The organism is Pseudomonas sp. Irchel s3f19 (assembly GCF_900187555.1).
Classification (GTDB): Bacteria; Pseudomonadota; Gammaproteobacteria; order Pseudomonadales; family Pseudomonadaceae; genus Aquipseudomonas; species Aquipseudomonas capeferrum.
In genome coordinates this window covers 1-16,618 of the sequence record NZ_FYDW01000006.1, presented here as the reverse complement: position 1 = coordinate 16,618, position 16,618 = coordinate 1, and the positions used below count along the sequence as shown (strand labels likewise).

Genomic DNA, 16,618 nt, shown 5'->3' with positions numbered 1-16,618 from the left:
TCCCTGGGGCACGGCAGCCGTCAAGGCTGGCGTGCCTTCACCGCTGCTTCGAGCAGGCCGCGCCGGCTCAGGCTGTCGATCAGCGCGCGCAGGCCGAAGCCCCATTGCGGCGCCTGGTCGCTGGTGGTCACACGGTTGCACAAGGTACCCAGTTGCGCGTTGCTGATGGCGACCAGGTCGCCTGGCTTGTGGGTGAAGCCGTTGCCGGGCTGGTCGCGGTCCTGCTTGGGGGCGAACAGAGTACCGAGAAACAGCACCAGCCCGTCGGGGTACTGGTGGTTTTCGTTGAGGGTCTGCTGCACCAGGTCTTGCGGGTCACGGCTGATCTGGCGCATGGAGCTGCGGCCAGAAAGGATGAAGCCGTCCTGGCCTTCGACACGCAAGTCCACTTCGGCGTTACGCACATCGTCCAGGCCAAAGCTTTCATCGAACAGGCGCAGCAATGGCCCCAGCGCGGTGGAGGCGTTGTTGTCCTTGGCCTTGGACAGCAGCAAGGCACTGCGCCCCTCGAAGTCGCGCAGGTTGACATCGTTACCCAGCATGGCGCCCTTGATGCTGCCGTCGCTCGATACCGCCAGCACCACTTCCGGTTCCGGGTTGTTCCAGCTGGAATTGGGGTGGATGCCGATGTCGGCGCCATGCCCGACCGCCGACAGCGGCTGCGCCTTGGTGAACACTTCGGCGTCTGGGCCAATGCCCACTTCCAGGTATTGCGACCAAAGGCCCTGCTCCACCAGCACCTTGCGCAGCGCTTCGGCCTGGGCAGAACCCGGGATGATCTGCGAGAGGTCCGCACCGATGCGGCTGGCCAGGGTGTCGCGGATGGCATCGGCCTTGGCCGGGTCGCCCTTGGCCTGCTCTTCCACAACCCGCTCCAGCAGGCTGGCGGCAAAGGTCACACCGGCGGCCTTGACCGCTTGCAGGTCGATCGGCGCCAGCAGCCAGGGCAAACGTGCGTCACGCTGGCTGGGGTCGCTGTTGCGCAGCAACGCCGGCAGAGCGATCAACGCCTCGGGCAACGGCAGCGCGCGCAGATAAGCAACCGGGTCGGCCACTTCGAGCAAGGCCGAAACGGTCGCTACATGGGCGCTGATATCGTGCACGGCGCCCGCCTTGACCAGCACCACGGCGGGGCCCTGATCGGGCAGCCAGACCCGGCCGACCCAGGTGCCGCTGTCGAACACGGCGATGTCGTGGCTTAGTTGCAGCGGGGGCGTGGCATTCGATTGGTCGGTCATGTGGGTACCCTTGTTGTCATTGTCATTCATTGAGCCAGCGCCTGTGAAAGTGGCGCCAGTTGCAACTGCCCAGCCAACTGGTCGAGGTCATCGAGCACGTGCGCCGACAGGTTCATCCCCTCCTCCAGCGCGTGTCGGCGCAAGGCCAGGCCGGCCTGGCCTGGCAGGCGTACCGGGCGTTCGGGGTCTACCGGGCGGCTGGCGAGGACCAATTGGCCGAGGAAGCTGGTTTCGTCGGTGAATGCTTGCAGGCCGCCGAAAAAGCGCGGGTCGATGACCACGGCGGTGGCCGACGCGCCCCACTGGTCCGGGGCGTCCTTGCGGCCATGGCCGGCCAGCCCCGAGGTCAGCGCCTCGACCAGAATCGCCAAGGCAAAGCCCTTGTGACCAAAGGCCTGGCCGCCCAGCGGCAGGATGCTGCCCTGCGGCTGGCTGAAGAAGTCGCGCGGGTCATCGCTCAGTTGGCCGTCGTTGCTCATCAGCACCGGGTGCGGCAGCTTGCTGCCGGCATCACGGCACTGGCCGACCAGGCCCAGGGTCACGGTGGACATGCTCACATCCAGCAGGATCGGCTCGCCCTGGGTCGGTATGCCGGCGGCAATCGGGTTGGGCGTGAACACCGGGTCGACCCCGCCATGGGCACAGACCAGCCCCACCGACGGGTCCGACGAATACACCAGGGCCACCAGGCCACGGTCGGTGTAGGGTTTCAGGTACGCTGCCAGGCAGCCGATGTGCGCGGCCCGGCGCACCACAGCAATGCCGATGCCCTGTGCACTGGCCCCTGTGGCCGCGCAGTCGAGGGCGCGGCTGACGCAGTACGGGCCGAGCAGGTAATGGCCGTCGAACAGGCTGGAGACCCCGCTGTCCGACACCTGCTCCAGCACCTGGGCTTGCGCCTTGACCTGCCCGCTGAGCATACCGCCGATATAGCGGCTGACCAGGTTCAGGCCATGGGTGCGATGGCCCAGCAATTCGCCTTCGAGCAGCACCTGGGTCACCACTTGGGCGACCTCGGCATCGGCACCTGCCTTTTCGAACAGTTGCTCGACGAAAGCAGTGATTACCTGCACGTCGTAGCGTCTGGTTTGAGTCATGCCTGGCACTCCACGATCAGTTCAGGGCCGCGCGGCTTGGCTTGCCATCGACCAGGCGCTGGATGCCCAGCGGGTTGGCGTTCTGCAAGGCGGCGGGCAGCAAGGCATCCGGCACGTTCTGGTAGCACACCGGGCGCAGGAAGCGGTCGATGGCCAGGGTGCCGACCGAGGTGCCACGGGCGTCCGAAGTGGCCGGATACGGGCCACCGTGCACCATCGCATCGCACACCTCGACCCCGGTGGGGTAGCCGTTGAGCAGAACGCGACCGACTTTCTCTTCCAACGCACCGAGCAGATGGCCGTAGCCCGCGAGGTCCGCATCGTCCGCCAGCAGCGTGGCGGTCAATTGCCCGCGCAAGGCTGCGACCGCACGCAGCAGCTCGGCGTCGTCGGCTACCTGAACCACTACCGTGCAAGGGCCGAACACTTCTTCCTGAAGCAGCTCGTCCTGCTCCAGCAGCAGGCTGACATCGGCCTCGAACAGGTGCGGCTGGGCCTGATTACCCTGTTGCGCCAGGCCACTCAACCGCTTCACCCCCGGGTGGGCAGCCAAGGCCTGCAGGCCTTTGCCGTAGCTGTTCAAGGTGCCGGCGTTGAGCATGGTCTGTGGCGCTTGGTCAGCCATGTGCCCGGCCAATTGCTCGATGAAAGCATTGAACGCCGGTGAGCGAATGCCCAGGACCAAGCCCGGGTTGGTGCAGAACTGGCCACAGCCCTGCACCACCGAAGCGGTGAGTTCCTTGGCCAGTTGCGCGCCGCGGTTGGCCAAGGCCTGAGGCAGTAGCAGCACCGGGTTGATACTCGACATTTCGGCGAATACCGGGATCGGCTGTGGCCTTGCCGCCGCCATGTCGCACAGCGCACGCCCGCCCTTGAGCGAACCGGTGAAGCCCACTGCCTGGATGCCAGGGTGCTTGACCAATGCCTCGCCAACGCCGCCACCGAAGATCATGTTGAACACACCGGCCGGCATGCCGGTGCGTTCAGCGGCCCGGATCACGGCCTCGGCGACCCGCTCGGCGGTGGCCATATGGCCGCTGTGGGCCTTGAAAACGACCGGGCAACCGGCCGCCAGGGCCGCTGCGGTGTCACCCCCCGCCGTGGAGAACGCCAAGGGGAAGTTGCTAGCCCCAAATACCGCCACCGGGCCTACGCCAATGCGGTACTGGCGCAAATCAGGCCGTGGCAGAGGCGTACGGGCAGGCAGTGCCTGGTCGATGCGGGCGCCATAGAAGTCACCCCGGCGCAGCACCTGGGCGAACAGGCGCATCTGCCCGCTGGTACGGCCGCGCTCGCCGAGGATACGGGCCGTTGGCAGGGCCGTTTCCTGGCAGGTCAAGGCGATGAAGTCTTCACCGAGGGCGTCGAGCTCGTCGGCAATGGCCTCCAGGAACTCGGCGCGGCGCACGGATGCCAGGTTGCGAAACAGCGGGAAGGCCGCAGAGGCAGCATTTACGGCGTTGTCGACCTCGGCCAGGGTAGCCTGGTGGAAAGCGACCGGCAGGCGTTCACCGGTGTGGGCATCGACGCTGTAGACCAGGGTCTGGCCCTGAGCGCTGCGCTGGCCGGCAATGAAGTTGTATCCGCTAACGTGCATAGGGGTTGCCTCAAAAATCAGGAATGGGCTGTCGATCAGGTCACGGCGCCGATCTGCCAGGGCACGAACTCGTTCTGCCCGTAGCCGTGCTGTTCGCTTTTGCTGCGCGCGCCGGACGCGATGCGCAGCATCTGTTCGAAGATGTACGCGCCGCGCTCTTCGATGCTGGTGGAGCCATCGGCGATGCCACCGCAGTTGACGTCCATGTCTTCTTCCTGGTGCTCGAACACCCGGTTGTTGGTCGCCAGCTTGATGGACGGTGCCGGCGCGCAGCCGTAGGCCGAGCCGCGGCCGGTGGTGAAGGCGATCAGGTTGGCGCCGCCGGCGACTTGGCCAGTGGCCGAGACCGGGTCGTAGCCCGGCGTGTCCATGAACACCAGGCCCTGGGCCCGCACCGCTTCTGCGTACTGGTAGACATCGACCAGGTTACTGGAACCGGCCTTGGCCACCGCGCCCAGCGACTTCTCGAGGATGGTGGTGAGGCCACCGGCCTTGTTGCCGGCCGAAGGGTTGTTGTTCAGTTCGGCATTCATGCGCTGGCAGTAGTCTTCCCACCAGTGGATGCGGGCGACCAGCTTCTCGCCCACCTCACGGCTGACCGCGCGACGGGTCAGCAGGTGCTCCGCGCCATAGATTTCAGGTGTTTCGGAAAGGATCGCCGTACCACCGGCGGCCACCAGTCGGTCAACGGCATTGCCCAACGCCGGGTTGGCGGTGATCCCCGAGTAGCCATCGGACCCACCACATTGCAGGCCAACGATCAGGTGGCGCGCACTGACCGGCTCGCGCTGCACCTGGTTGGCCTCGGCCAGCAGCCCCTTGACCTGCTCGATGCCGGCGGCGATGGTCTTCGAGGTGCCACCGATGCCTTGGATGGTAAAGGCGCGCAACTGGGTGCTGGTGGTCAGCCCCTGGGTTTCGAGCAGGCTTTCGATCTGGTTGGTTTCACAGCCAAGGCCGATGATCAGCACGGCAGCGAAATTGGCGTGTACGGCGTAACCCGCCAGGGTGCGACGCAACAAGCCCAGCGCCTCGCCAGAGGGGTCGACCGCGCAACCGGCGCCGTGGGTCAATGCCACCACGCCATCGATATTGGGGTAGTCGGCCAAGGCTGCGGGGTGAATGTCGCGGCGAAAGTGGTCGGCCACGGCCCGGGCCACGGTCGCCGAGCAGTTCACCGAGGTGAGAATGCCAATGTAGTTGCGGGTGGCCACCCGCCCATCGGCACGCACGATGCCCTCGAACACCGCCTCGCGGCTCGGCGTGCTGCGGGCATCGACGCCAAAGGCGTAGTCACGGGCGAAATCGCCCATCTGCACGTTGTGGACGTGTACATGGTCGCCAGCGTCGATGGGCTGGGACGCAAAACCGATGATCTGGCCATAGCGGCGCAGGGGCTGGCCCTGTTCCACACGCTGCGTGGCCACTTTGTGCCCCGAGGGGATCGCCTGGCGCACGGTGATCGCCTCGGCGTCCAGGTGCAGGCCTTCAGGCAAGGCCTGGCGGGCGATAAGGACATTGTCCAGCGGGTTGAGGCGGATGACGGCAAGGTCACCGGATCGGGCAATCAGTTGCATGGGACCTCTCAGGGCGGTGCTGCTGACTTCTTGTTATGGCGACGCCCGTTCGATGCCGGGCGAATCTGCGACCACTGTAAGAAGCCTTGCGCAACATTCCCAATGAGATGATCCGATCACGCGATAACTCTGGGTTATCGATACCGCCTGTCAGGGGTGATTTATCAATCGCTTGGCGCCCCTGGCGCGTCACGCCGTTGCTGCGCGAAGTCGAGCAGAATGTCGACGAACTCCCGGGCCGACGGGGTCAGCGGCTCGTCCTTGCGGGTGACGATGCCGTATTCCAGTGCCGGTAAGTGCAAGGGGCTTTGCAACTCCTTGAACTGGCCGCTGTTCAGTTGCGCGGCGACCATTGACCTGGGCAGCATGGCGATCATCGGGCCGGACTGCAGCAACTGCAGGAACATCGGCATCGAAATGGTCTCGACGCTGTCCACCGGCGTGGCAATGCCGGCAACCCTGAACGCCTGCTCCAGGCGGTTGCGGATCGGCGTACCCACGGGGTACAGCACCCATGGCCAGTCACCCAGGGCCTCCAACGGGGTGCTGGCAAGGGCATTGAGCGGGTGGCGGCTGTTGACCACCAGGCTGAAGGGCTCGGGCTCCAGGGGCTGATAATCGAACAACTGGCTGAAGCGCTCTTCGGTGAAGCGGCCGATCATGATATCGAGCTTGTTCTGCTCCAGCATGGCCAGCAGATGGTCACTGGAGTGCTCCACCACCTCGATCGACAGCAACGGGCTGCGCGCCTTGATGGCGGCAATCGCCTGGGGCAGCACCACGGGGGTAGCCGCGAAGATACCGCCAACCCGGATAAACCCATGCCCGCCTTTGCGCAGCCGGTTGACCTGGTCGACGAACTGCTGCGAGTCGGCCAGCACCCCCTGGGCGTAGCGCACCACGTACTCGCCAAGCTCGGTAGGCGGCATGCTGCGTGGCAGGCGCTCGAACAAAGCAAAGCCGAACTGCTCTTCCAGGTCCCGCAGCATCTTGCTCAGGGCAGGTTGGCTGAGGTTCATGCGGGTGGCGGTGGCGTGCATGTTGCGAGTACGTGCCAGGGTGTCGATCAGCACCAGGTGCTTGAAGCGGACCCAGTTGCAGAAGCTGGAATGGGTAATGTCCGACGGCATCAGAGGGCAACCTCGAAAAGGTGTGAAGGCATGGCTATTGCGCCCGCAGGTACTGCAGCAAGCGGTCCAGAGCCACGGAATTGGGCCGCGAGCGCAGGGTCAGCAAGCCCAGGTTGGCCATGGTGATCGGCAGCTCCACCGGCAGGATGGCGACCATGCCGTAGAGCGCATAGTGCTGGGCCACATCGTTGGGCACCACGGCAATCATTTCGGAGGCTTCGAGCATGGCGGTGGTGGCCAGGATCGAGGCGGTTTCGACGATGTCCAGCGACTGCACCATGCCGCCCGCCTGCAAGGCGCTCTCGACCCGCCGGCGCATGGGGCTGCCGATGGGGTGCAGGATCCAGGTCAGGGCCACCAGGTCTGCCAGCTGCAATGCCTTGGCGTTGGCCAACGGGTGCCCGGCGCGGGCGATCACGCGCATCTGCTCACCCCCTTCGAACAGTTCGATGTTCAGGTCCTGGCTGTCGCTCTGGTCTGGCAGGCGCCCGACCACCATGTCGAAATCACCGCGCAACAGCGCCGGCAGCAAGGTGTCGCTGGTCCCGACTTCAAGGGAGATCCGCACCTTGGGGTGGTCGCGCTTGTAGGCCAGCACCGCCTTGGTCAGCAGGCCGGGCACCGGCCCCATGACACTGCCCACCCGGACCAGGCCCGAGGCACCGCGGGCCAGCTCGGCGATCTGTGCCTGGGCATGCTCGAACTCGTGCAGCGCGTTCTGCGCATAGCGAATCATCACCTCGCCATACAGCGTCGGCTGCATGCCGCGCGGCAGGCGCTCGAACAAGCGCACGCCCAGGCGTTCTTCCAGTTGCTGCAACAGCAGGCTGGCCGCCGGTTGCGTGGTGTGCATGGCCGCAGCGGCGCGGCGCAGGTTGCCAAATTCGCCCAGCGCGTTGAGCAAGGTGATCTGGCGGCTGGAAATCTTCAATGTGCCGAGAGATGGCGTCAGCGGCGGCGTGTCCGGGGGCATCTGAGACATATCAATTTCGATATCCCTACTTAGGAATTGGCGATTATGCCTGTATCGCTCGACAACCTACAGTCAGGTCTCCCACTGCCCGACCAGAACAAGAGTCCGCCATGAGCATACGCATTACCCACCTGAGCGTTCGTGACATCCGCTTCCCGACGTCGCTGTCGCTGGACGGCTCCGACGCCATGAACAGCGCCCCTGACTACTCGGCCGCCTACGTCGTGCTGCACACCGATGCCGCTGCCCTGGAAGGCCACGGCCTGACCTTCACCATCGGCCGCGGCAACGAGATCTGCGCGGCAGCGGTGCAGTCGCTGGCACCGATGATCGTTGGCCAGACCCTGGAAGACATCACTGCCGACATGGGCGCGTTCTGGCACCGCTTCACCGTCGGCGACAGCCAGCTGCGCTGGCTGGGCCCGGAAAAAGGCGTGATCCACCTGGCCACGGCGGCCATCGTCAACGCCGTTTGGGACCTGTGGGCCAAGCACGAAGGCAAACCGGTGTGGAAACTGCTGGCCGACATGACCCCTGAGCAACTGGTACGTTGCCTGGATTTCAGCTACGTGACCGACGTGCTGACCCCCGAAGAGGCCATCGCCCTGCTCCGCCGCCAGGCGCCAGGCAAGGCCCAGCGCGAAGCGCAGATGCTGCGCGAAGGCTACCCCGGCTACACCACCGCACCCGGCTGGCTCGGCTACAGCGAAGAGAAGATGCGCCAACTGGCACGTGAGGCGGTGGCGGACGGCTGGACCCACATCAAGCAAAAAATCGGCGCTGACCTTGAAGAAGACATCCGCCGCGCCAGCATCCTGCGCGACGAAATTGGCTGGGAACGCACCCTGATGATGGACGCCAACCAGGTCTGGAGCGTCGATGAGTCGGTGGCCAACATGCGCCGTCTGGCGGCGTTCGAGCCACTGTGGATCGAAGAACCCACCAGCCCGGATGACATCCTCGGCCACGCCGCCATCCGCCAGCGCATCGCACCCATTGGCGTGGCCACCGGTGAGCACTGCCACAACCGGGTGATGTTCAAGCAGATGTTCCAGGCCGGCGCGCTGGACTTCTGCCAGCTGGACGCAGCCCGCCTGGGTGGCCTCAACGAGGTGCTGATCGTGCTGCTGATGGCCGCCAAGTACGATGTGCCGGTCTGCCCGCATGGCGGCGGGGTCGGGCTGTGCGAATATGTGCAGAACATTGCCTTGTTCGACTACATCGCCGTGTCGGCCTCGCTGCACAATCGGGTGCTGGAATACGTCGATCACCTGCACGAACACTTCCTCGACCCGGTGGTGATCCGTCGCGGTCGCTACATGCCACCGCAGCGCCCGGGCTACAGCATCGAAATGCACGCTGACACCCTGGAGCGCTACCAGTACCCCAATGGCGCGGTGTGGCTCGACATCAACCGTTCCTGACCTACCCACCTCGGTGTGCCGCCATTGGCGCGGCACACCACCAGCACTTTTCACGGGGAAAAAACAATGACAATCCTCACTGGCACGACAGCGGCCGCCGCGCCTGCCGTCGCTACCGAACAGCGCCTTAACGGCCTGTTGCTGCGCAAATTGATGCCGCTGCTTATCGTCGTCTACGTGATGAGCTTTCTCGACCGCACCAACATCGCCCTGGCCAAGGCAAGCATGGGCATCGACCTGGGCCTGTCGGCGGCGGCCTATGGGCTGGGCGCGGGCTTGTTCTTCCTGACCTATGCCTTAGCCGAAGTGCCGAGCAACCTGATCATGCACCGGGTCGGCGCGCGCTTCTGGATCACCCGCATCATGATCACCTGGGGCCTGCTCTCGGCGGGCATGGCGTTCGTCCAGGGCGAAACCTCGTTCTACATCATGCGCCTGCTGCTGGGGGTGGCCGAAGCCGGCCTGTTCCCTGGCGTCATGCTGTACCTGACGTACTGGTTTGACCGCGAACAGCGTGCCCGTGCCACCGGCTACTTCCTGCTGGGGGTATGCGTGGCCAACATCCTCAGCGGGCCGCTGGGCGGCGCCCTGCTGGAAATGGACGGCGTGCTGGGCTGGCACGGCTGGCAATGGCTGTTCGTGCTCGAAGGCCTGCCTGCGGTGGCCCTGGCCTACGTGGTGTGGAAAAAACTGCCCGATGGCCCGGCATCGGCGCCCTGGCTGTCAGCCGCCGATGCCCAGGACATCGAGCGCCGCCTGAACGCCGAACGGGCTGCGGCGCCGCAACAAAGCAAGCTGGGGCAGATGTTTCGCGACAAGCAGATCTGGTTGGCGATCGCGGTGTACTTCGTGCACCAGATCACCATCTACACGGTGATCTTCTTCTTGCCTGGCATCATCGGCACCTATGCCGCGCTGTCGCCCTTCCAGGTCGGGTTGCTGACCTCGGTGCCGTGGATTGCCGCCGCCATTGGCGCTGCGACATTGCCCCGCCTGGCGACTTCGCCCAATCGTTGCCGCACCCTGCTGTTCTTCGGGTTGCTGACCATGTCGGCCGGGCTGCTGCTCGCCTCGCTGTCCAGTTCGTTCATCGGGCTGATCGGGTTTTCGCTGACCGCGCTGATGCTGTTCGTGGTGCAGTCGATCATCTTCGTCTTCCCCTCCAGCCGCTTGAGCGGCAACGCGCTGGCGGCGGGCCTGGCCTTCGTCACCACGTGCGGCCTGTTTGGCGGCTTCGTCGGGCCGTCGGTGATGGGCCTGATCGAGCAGGCAACCGGCAGCACCCGCAACGGCTTGTGGATCATCGCCTCGATGCTGGTACTGGCGGCATTGATCAGCACCCGCTTGCGCCAGGGGCAGGAACAGTAGGCAGACGGGCACCCGCAACAGGGGCCGTAAAGTGGCCCCTGTTACCATTCACCCTCGACTGCTACCCCACTGGCCGGCCGCAACGCAGCTCCAGCGCCTGCGCCAGCTTCTCCAGAGCCTGTTGCAGCGCATCGAGCCCTTCCCCCACCCACCGCAGCGCCAGGTATTGCTGATGACGCACCTGCAGGCTGTGTTGCCCGCCCGGGACCACACGCAAGACGGTGCCTGACAGCGCCGCCACGATGCCATCCAACGGCACTGGCCGGCGTAACCGCAGCCACAGGGTCCAGCCACCCTCGGGCATCTGGAAGGAGACTTGCTCACCCAGTTGCAACCTGAGTTGTTGGCCTAGGCACTCCATGCGCCATTGCAGTTCTGCGCGCAGCTTTTCTGACTGGCGTTCGATTTCGCCTTTGCCAAGCATCAGCGCCAGCGCCTGCAGCCGCAAGGGCGCGAGCTGAAACGCACGCTGGGCGAAGGCCTCGGTCAGCGTTGCATGCCGCCCCAGCACATAGGCGTAGGGCGCTTCGCCGCCCACCGCAGCTTCGAACGAGCCCATCATCAACAGCCAGCGCGGGTCGACCCAATCGCGCAAGCGCGCAGCCGGCGGCCCGCTGAAGCACAACTCGCTGTCCAGGTCGTTCTCCAGCAACCACACCGAGTACTCGCCCAGCAGTTGGCCTATCTGCTGCTGGTCGTGCTGCGACATCAGCCGGCCCTGGGGCATGCTCAGGCAGGACGGCATGATCAGCATGCCCACCGGCTCCGCGCTGAGCAAACCCGCCAACGCCTGCAGGTCTGCAGCGCCGTATGCGTTCAGTGGCACCTCAAGCACGCGCATGCCGCAACGCTGCAACGCGCGCAGCACTTGCCAGCAGCACGGCGAGCACACCAGCACGGTGCCCCCGCGCAGGGCCAGCGCCGCCAGCACAACCTCAAGCAACGCCTGTACATCGGGGGCAAGATGCACCTCTTCGGCACGCCAGTAATGGCTGGATGAGCGGGTATAGCGTTCGGCCAGCGCATTACGCAGCCGCGCGCTGCCGACCTCCTCCAGCGGGGCAGCCGCCCAAGCCCGCTGGCGTGCCAGGCGCCGCTCGTGGGTAAACAATGAACGTTCCAGCATGGGCTGCGTCGGTACGTTGCTTAGCCCGCTCGGTGCTGGCAACGGCGGGCCACCCGGCTGCCCATCCACGCGCACGAAGTAGCCCGACCTCGGCACGCAATGCACCCGGCCCTCCTCTTCAAGCAGGCTGTAGGCGCTCTGCACAGTGGCCAGCGATACGCGCAAGCGCCGGGACAGCGTGCGCAACGAGGGCAGGCGCCATGGCTCAAGCCCCTGGGCCTCGTCGATCAGCGATTCGAGGTAGTGATACACCTTGCGATAGGCGTAGTCGCCCGGCAGCGATCGCCCCATCAGGGCAAGCCCTCTAGGCCAGGTCGTCCCGCTACGAACGGCGCCGGCAACAATTTCAGGTGCACATCACGCCGGGCCAGGTTCGCCATCAAGCGCCTGGACGCGGGTTGCAGACGCCCCTCATAAATCGCGCGCAGTTGCACAAGTGCCAAGCCACTGGTATTCACCAACCAGTCCTTCACCGCATCGGGGCACGGTTTACCTTGCAAGGCCCGATGCAGGTAGGGCAACGCCACCTGCATGTCGGGATGACGGCATTGCAGAAAACGTTCAAGGCCCTTGCCCTGCCTGGCAAAGGGGCTGAACAACAGGCATATCAGCTGGGTCTGGCTGATGCCGTAGGCTTTGCCCGGATGCCCCGAAGCTGGCTCGCGCTGCCCATCGAAAGCGCAAGGGCCGGCCAGCCGCAACGCCTGTCGATGGCCCATTGGCTCGCTGCAACGAGCGCGCAGTTCGTGCAGCTGTGCCAGGGCCTTAGGGTCGATGAATGCCGCCAGCGGCCAGGCGTCCTGGTCAGGGTCAAGGCGGCAGCCGAGCATGAGGTCGAGCTGCTCTTGTTCAAGCAGATGCGGCAGCAAGTCATCGATAGCGATCACCCGCAACGTGGCATCCTCCGCGACCACGCGGCTGGGGTCGCCCACAGGCTCCAGGGGTGACCCGGCAACCCCCTGCAACCTGCCCAGCCCGCTGGCCAATGTCGCCAGGCACTGATGCAGCAGATGAGGCCCGCGCTCCCCTGCCTGGCACAGGCTACGCCGGGCCCAGGCCAGGTAACGGCGTCGCTGCCGGGCAGGTACGGCGGTAATCAGCACATCCGCACGCGACTGCGCCTGCAGCGCGACACCCACGGCACCCGCCAGCTCCAGATGCAGCCGGCTGCCCAGCAGGGCTTCGGGCCGGGCATCGACCCCGTGCCCGAACATCAGCATGGCATTGCGTGCCAGGGCCCAGCGCTCGGTCGACGCCGAGGGCCGACGATTGAACGGCACCACCTCGCAGCCTTCGGTCATCTGCAGTTGTACCCGCGGGTCGTCCTGCATGAACAAGGCGTTGAAGCTGCGCTCATGGTTGTCCAGCGCGGCATTGCCGGCAGTCGGCAGGTTGACCACCAGTACCCGCAACTGGAAGGTCACCGGGGCGCGCAAGGCAATACTCAACTGGGCGGCGCGCAGAATGGCCAACAGGTGGGCACTTCGGCGGTCATTGCCCTGCAGTACCAGCAAACGGAATGTGCCGATGTATTCGGGGCCACCGGCAGCCACCAGCAGCCGCTGTATCAGCAACTGCACGGACGCGCGCTGCGCCTGGGACATATGGTTCAACAAGCGTTCCAGCACTTGCTGGTAGATATAGTGCATAGCCTGTTCGTGAATAGCGCTCACGTAATCACCTCATCAACTTCATGCATTCATTACACGGTCAACTGCACACCGTGTAGTGCATCGATCCTGAAGAATTTTCCTACAAGTCTTGGGAAGTAACGATGTGACATGCTCTGTCGCCAAGCCATCGAAAAAAATGCCCCACACTGATGACAGGCTGCCGCCATACACTGCCCTGGCTCGGGCATAGCCATGCTCATTCCACGCTCCTTGCGCAAACTATCACTAGGCCATTATCGAGAGTTGTACATCGAATAGAAGATACAGATAAGGGTAAAAAAACCATTCAGCCAGTGCGTCAATACACAATGAATGGAACACTGCAAGCGTTCAACTTCAAATCTCTTCCAGGATATTACCGCAATAAACGGTAACCCCTTGAAGTATGTAGTCCACGTATTATTAATTTGTAGGATGCATCTGATTATCTACAAGTATCACGCTGAAAATGTGCAGCCGCAAAACACAAAAACCCGGGACTGTGCCCGGGTTCCTGTTGTCGTCAATGTCAGATCACGCAGGCTGCGCCATATCCAGCACCACCCGCCCCCCGCAAGGGCATTCATCCATATACCGATGTGCCTCGACCACCTGATCGAACGGATACACCTTGATGATCTGCGGCGTCAGCAGTTGGTCGGCGGTGAACTGGTTGATATCGCGCAAGGCACGCTGCAGCGCGACCTGGTCCTGGCTGATGCCCAATTCCGGTTTGCCGGTAAAGTTACCGATGCAGTGCACATAGAACTGAATGTTCTTCTGGAACGCCGCACAAGCCGGGAATGGCGTCTGGTTGCCACCTTGCAGGCCATACAACACCAGGCTGCCTCGGGGTGCCAGGACATCGCCGAGCAGCGACATCTGCGGCCCACCCATGCCATCGAGGACCATGTCCACGCCGCGACCGTCGGTGTACTTGCCGATCTGCAGCAGCAGGTCCTGCTCCTCGGTGACGATCACTTTGTCCGCCCCCAGCCCCAGCAAGTACTCGCGTTGCTCGGGCGCCTTGGTGGCGGCAAACACTTTCAGCCCCAGGGCCTTGCCCAGTTGCACGAACGCAGGCCCTGCGCAGTGGCTGGCATCGGTGACCAGCGCCGTTTGCCCGGCCTTGGCGCGGGCCAGGTCGACATAGGCAAAGTAGGCGATCAGCAGCGGCGTGTAGTGCACGCTGGCTTCGATAGGCGTGAGGATATCCGGATACCGGGTGATTGCCGTGCGTGGCAGCACGATCACGTCGCCGTATACCGGGTGATCATTGGCGCTGGTGGCCGGGAAGCTGGCGACCCGGTCGCCCACCGCAATGTCCTCGACCCCTTCGCCGACAGCCGTCACCACCCCGGCCATTTCATGACCGATCCCCGCCGGCAGGCGGGCCTGGGAGGGGGCCAGGTTCTGACGCCAGAGCACGTCATACCAGCTGACGCCGATTGCCTGGACGCGGATCTGCACCTCGTCGGCGGCGGGCGACGGTTCGGCCTGCTCCTCGCAACGGAGCACATCGGCAGCGCCGAACTTGTGGAATCGGATCATGCGGGACATCGCATACCTCGCCTTGTGAACCTCTAATACCACGGACTTTATCCGGGCTTTGGCCGTTAGACCATCAGTGGTCATTAATAGTCGACATGCTTGTCATCGATTGGGCACCTGACATTCCTATGAATTGGCACCCGGAAATCGGTGCAGGGTAACAGCCTTTGGCCTTAAGATTCACCCCTGCCCCACTTTAGGCGAAGCGCACCGATGAATCGAAACGACCTGCGTCGTGTAGACCTCAACCTGCTGATCGTGTTCGAAACGCTGATGCACGAGCGCAGCGTGACCCGTGCTGCCGAGAAGCTATTCCTCGGCCAGCCGGCCATCAGCGCGGCCCTGTCGCGCTTGCGCAACCTCTTCGACGACCCGTTGTTCGTGCGCACCGGCCGCAGCATGGAACCTTCGGCACGGGCACATGAGATCTTCGCCCTGCTCTCCCCGGCGCTGGACTCCATCTCCACCGCCGTCAGCCGCGCCGCCGAGTTCAACCCGGCCACCAGCAATGCGGTGTTCCGCATCGGCCTGTCGGACGACGCCGAATTCGCCCTGCTGCCGCAACTGCTCAAGCGTATCCGCGCCGAAGCGCCGGGTATCGTGTTGGTGGTGCGCCGGGTCAATTACCTGCTGATGCCTACCTTGCTGGCCTCGGGCGAAATCTCGGTGGGGGTCAGCTACACCAGTGAACTGCCCGCCAACGCCAAGCGCAAGGTGCTGCGCCGCAGCAAGCCGAAACTGCTGCGTGCCGACAGCGTGCCGGGCAGCATCACCCTGGATGACTTCTGCGCCCGGCCGCATGCGTTGGTGTCGTTCGCCGGCGACCTGTCCGGGTTCATCGATGAAGCGCTCGAAGAAATTGACCGCAAGCGCCACGTGGTGCTTGCGGTGCCGCAGTTCAACGGGCTGGGGAGTTTGCTGGCGGGGACCGATATCGTTGCCACGGTACCGGACTACACGGCGGATGCACTGACGGCTGCGGGGGGCTTGCGGGCGGAAGATCTGCCGATTGAAGTGCGCAGTTTCGAGCTGCACATGGCTTGGCGCGGGGCGCAGGATAACGACCCGGCGGAGCGATGGTTGCGGTCGCGGATACAGATGTTCTTTGGCGACCCTGACAGTCTTTAGAGGCTTCGCGCATGCTTGATTAGCTAATCATTTCTGCCTTTTTCTAGCCTCGAATAGCCATTTACTTCCAGTTAATTGCTAAATTTTGGGCATATTTGAGGGCACGCTTTGGATGGTTTGAAAAGGATGCCCCAACCGAAGATGCTCAGCGCTTTCGGTAATCTGCCGACCACGCTGTTCATCTTGGGGTGCCAAAACTGTCTTCGCGGTGATTTTTCGCTTTCTAGAGTGCTCTTGAGAGTAAGACCGCCGCTTAAGCTCACCACCTTCGAAAACCAAGCTGCTCCAACAGACGTGGCGCGGAGGATTATCGGCACTGACCAACGGCCAGAGGTTACCGAGCCATGAAACGCAAGCCGAAGCCCGACCTCCCACGGCTATTCGACAAACCAAGTACCGGGAGCGGGATGTCATCGAACGTCTATTTGGCTGACTGAAAGAGCGCCGCCGGCTGGCCACGCGTTACTGCAAGCTCGCAATAAGTCATCTCACCATGTTCACATTGGCCTGCTGCCGACGATGTTTACGACATCTCTCTTCGTACAGTGCCTAGTGTGGAGTTTCAGAAATACCGCTGAAAATCATTTGCCCAGCGCTCGCGCCGCGCGAGCGACTGAGGCAAGGATGTCCTCGGCCTTCTTGTGCCACCGAAATGGCTTCGGGTTCTGGTTGTAGGTTTCCAGGTAGTACTCGATCGACGCCTCCAGATCTTTAACGCTGACATGTGCCTGCCGCTTGATCCACTTCTCGCTCAGCG

The 16,618-nt window shown here is 63.9% G+C and carries 12 protein-coding genes and 2 pseudogenes; 4 read left to right on the top strand and 10 right to left on the bottom strand.

All coding sequences use genetic code 11. The features are described from left to right. Positions 1–20 precede the first annotated feature (20 nt). From CKW22_RS15715 to CKW22_RS15690, 6 genes are all read right to left on the bottom strand, one after another. Entirely contained in the window at positions 21–1,238 is a 1,218-nt protein-coding gene (locus tag CKW22_RS15715) for a fumarylacetoacetate hydrolase family protein (protein WP_033700101.1), read from the bottom strand. A 26-nt stretch (positions 1,239–1,264) separates the two neighbouring features. Further along, on the bottom strand, positions 1,265–2,335 hold the full coding sequence (locus tag CKW22_RS15710; RefSeq protein ID WP_033698379.1) for an Ldh family oxidoreductase: 1,071 nt from the start codon (positions 2,333–2,335) through the stop codon (positions 1,265–1,267). A gap of 16 nt (positions 2,336–2,351) precedes the next feature. Continuing rightward, positions 2,352–3,932 (bottom strand): aldehyde dehydrogenase (NADP(+)), encoded by a 1,581-nt coding sequence (locus CKW22_RS15705; protein WP_095064398.1) that lies wholly within the window; start codon positions 3,930–3,932, stop codon positions 2,352–2,354. A gap of 35 nt (positions 3,933–3,967) precedes the next feature. Further along, positions 3,968–5,509, bottom strand: coding sequence for a UxaA family hydrolase (locus CKW22_RS15700; protein WP_033698382.1), 1,542 nt, complete (start codon positions 5,507–5,509; stop codon positions 3,968–3,970). Positions 5,510–5,673: 164 nt separating this feature from the next. After that, the gene (locus CKW22_RS15695; RefSeq protein WP_095064397.1) at positions 5,674–6,639 is read right to left on the bottom strand and encodes a LysR family transcriptional regulator; all 966 of its coding nucleotides are present in this window, start codon (positions 6,637–6,639) and stop codon (positions 5,674–5,676) included. Positions 6,640–6,673: 34 nt separating this feature from the next. Next, the gene (locus CKW22_RS15690; RefSeq protein WP_095064396.1) at positions 6,674–7,621 is read right to left on the bottom strand and encodes a LysR family transcriptional regulator; all 948 of its coding nucleotides are present in this window, start codon (positions 7,619–7,621) and stop codon (positions 6,674–6,676) included. A gap of 101 nt (positions 7,622–7,722) precedes the next feature. Between CKW22_RS15690 and CKW22_RS15685 the strand changes: the two genes are divergently transcribed. Further along, a complete protein-coding gene (locus CKW22_RS15685; protein WP_033698389.1) occupies positions 7,723–9,036 on the top strand; it encodes an L-fuconate dehydratase in 1,314 nt (437 codons plus the stop codon). Positions 9,037–9,102: 66 nt separating this feature from the next. Then, positions 9,103–10,404, top strand: a complete 1,302-nt coding sequence (locus CKW22_RS15680) for an MFS transporter (protein ID WP_095064395.1) — start codon at positions 9,103–9,105, stop codon at positions 10,402–10,404. A 61-nt stretch (positions 10,405–10,465) separates the two neighbouring features. Here CKW22_RS15680 and CKW22_RS15675 read toward each other — a convergent pair whose 3' ends face one another. From CKW22_RS15675 to CKW22_RS15665, 3 genes are all read right to left on the bottom strand, one after another. Continuing rightward, positions 10,466–11,821, bottom strand: a complete 1,356-nt coding sequence (locus tag CKW22_RS15675) for an aminotransferase class I/II-fold pyridoxal phosphate-dependent enzyme (RefSeq protein WP_095064394.1) — start codon at positions 11,819–11,821, stop codon at positions 10,466–10,468. Then, positions 11,821–13,203, bottom strand: coding sequence for a hypothetical protein (locus tag CKW22_RS15670; protein WP_095064393.1), 1,383 nt, complete (start codon positions 13,201–13,203; stop codon positions 11,821–11,823). The genes CKW22_RS15675 and CKW22_RS15670 overlap by 1 nt, the downstream gene beginning before the upstream one ends. A 513-nt stretch (positions 13,204–13,716) precedes the next feature. Further along, positions 13,717–14,742, bottom strand: a complete 1,026-nt coding sequence (locus tag CKW22_RS15665) for a zinc-dependent alcohol dehydrogenase family protein (protein WP_033698394.1) — start codon at positions 14,740–14,742, stop codon at positions 13,717–13,719. 204 nt (positions 14,743–14,946) lie between these two features. Between CKW22_RS15665 and CKW22_RS15660 the strand changes: the two genes are divergently transcribed. Together CKW22_RS15660 and CKW22_RS15655 are read left to right on the top strand one after the other, a co-directional pair. After that, positions 14,947–15,861 carry a LysR family transcriptional regulator gene (locus CKW22_RS15660; RefSeq protein WP_033698396.1) on the top strand — a complete coding sequence of 305 codons (915 nt, stop codon included), beginning with the start codon at positions 14,947–14,949 and terminating at the stop codon, positions 15,859–15,861. Between the two features lie 338 nt (positions 15,862–16,199). Further along, positions 16,200–16,414: pseudogene (locus CKW22_RS15655) on the top strand (transposase); the annotation flags it as partial. Between the two features lie 28 nt (positions 16,415–16,442). Here CKW22_RS15655 and CKW22_RS15650 read toward each other — a convergent pair. Further along, a pseudogene (locus CKW22_RS15650) lies at positions 16,443–16,618 on the bottom strand (IS630 family transposase); the annotation flags it as partial.

Bases quoted from the DNA above. Each gene is read 5' to 3' on its own strand.
- CKW22_RS15685 (WP_033698389.1), top strand. From the start codon at position 7,723: ATGAGCATACGCATTACCCACCTGAGCGTTCGTGACATCCGCTTCCCG.
- CKW22_RS15700 (WP_033698382.1), bottom strand. From the start codon at position 5,509: ATGCAACTGATTGCCCGATCCGGTGACCTTGCCGTCATCCGCCTCAAC.
- CKW22_RS15680 (WP_095064395.1), top strand. From the start codon at position 9,103: ATGACAATCCTCACTGGCACGACAGCGGCCGCCGCGCCTGCCGTCGCT.
- CKW22_RS15665 (WP_033698394.1), bottom strand. From the start codon at position 14,742: ATGTCCCGCATGATCCGATTCCACAAGTTCGGCGCTGCCGATGTGCTC.
- CKW22_RS15715 (WP_033700101.1), bottom strand. From the start codon at position 1,238: ATGACCGACCAATCGAATGCCACGCCCCCGCTGCAACTAAGCCACGAC.
- CKW22_RS15705 (WP_095064398.1), bottom strand. From the start codon at position 3,932: ATGCACGTTAGCGGATACAACTTCATTGCCGGCCAGCGCAGCGCTCAG.
- CKW22_RS15695 (WP_095064397.1), bottom strand. From the start codon at position 6,639: ATGCCGTCGGACATTACCCATTCCAGCTTCTGCAACTGGGTCCGCTTC.
- CKW22_RS15710 (WP_033698379.1), bottom strand. From the start codon at position 2,335: ATGACTCAAACCAGACGCTACGACGTGCAGGTAATCACTGCTTTCGTC.
- CKW22_RS15690 (WP_095064396.1), bottom strand. From the start codon at position 7,621: ATGTCTCAGATGCCCCCGGACACGCCGCCGCTGACGCCATCTCTCGGC.
- CKW22_RS15660 (WP_033698396.1), top strand. From the start codon at position 14,947: ATGAATCGAAACGACCTGCGTCGTGTAGACCTCAACCTGCTGATCGTG.
- CKW22_RS15675 (WP_095064394.1), bottom strand. From the start codon at position 11,821: ATGGGGCGATCGCTGCCGGGCGACTACGCCTATCGCAAGGTGTATCAC.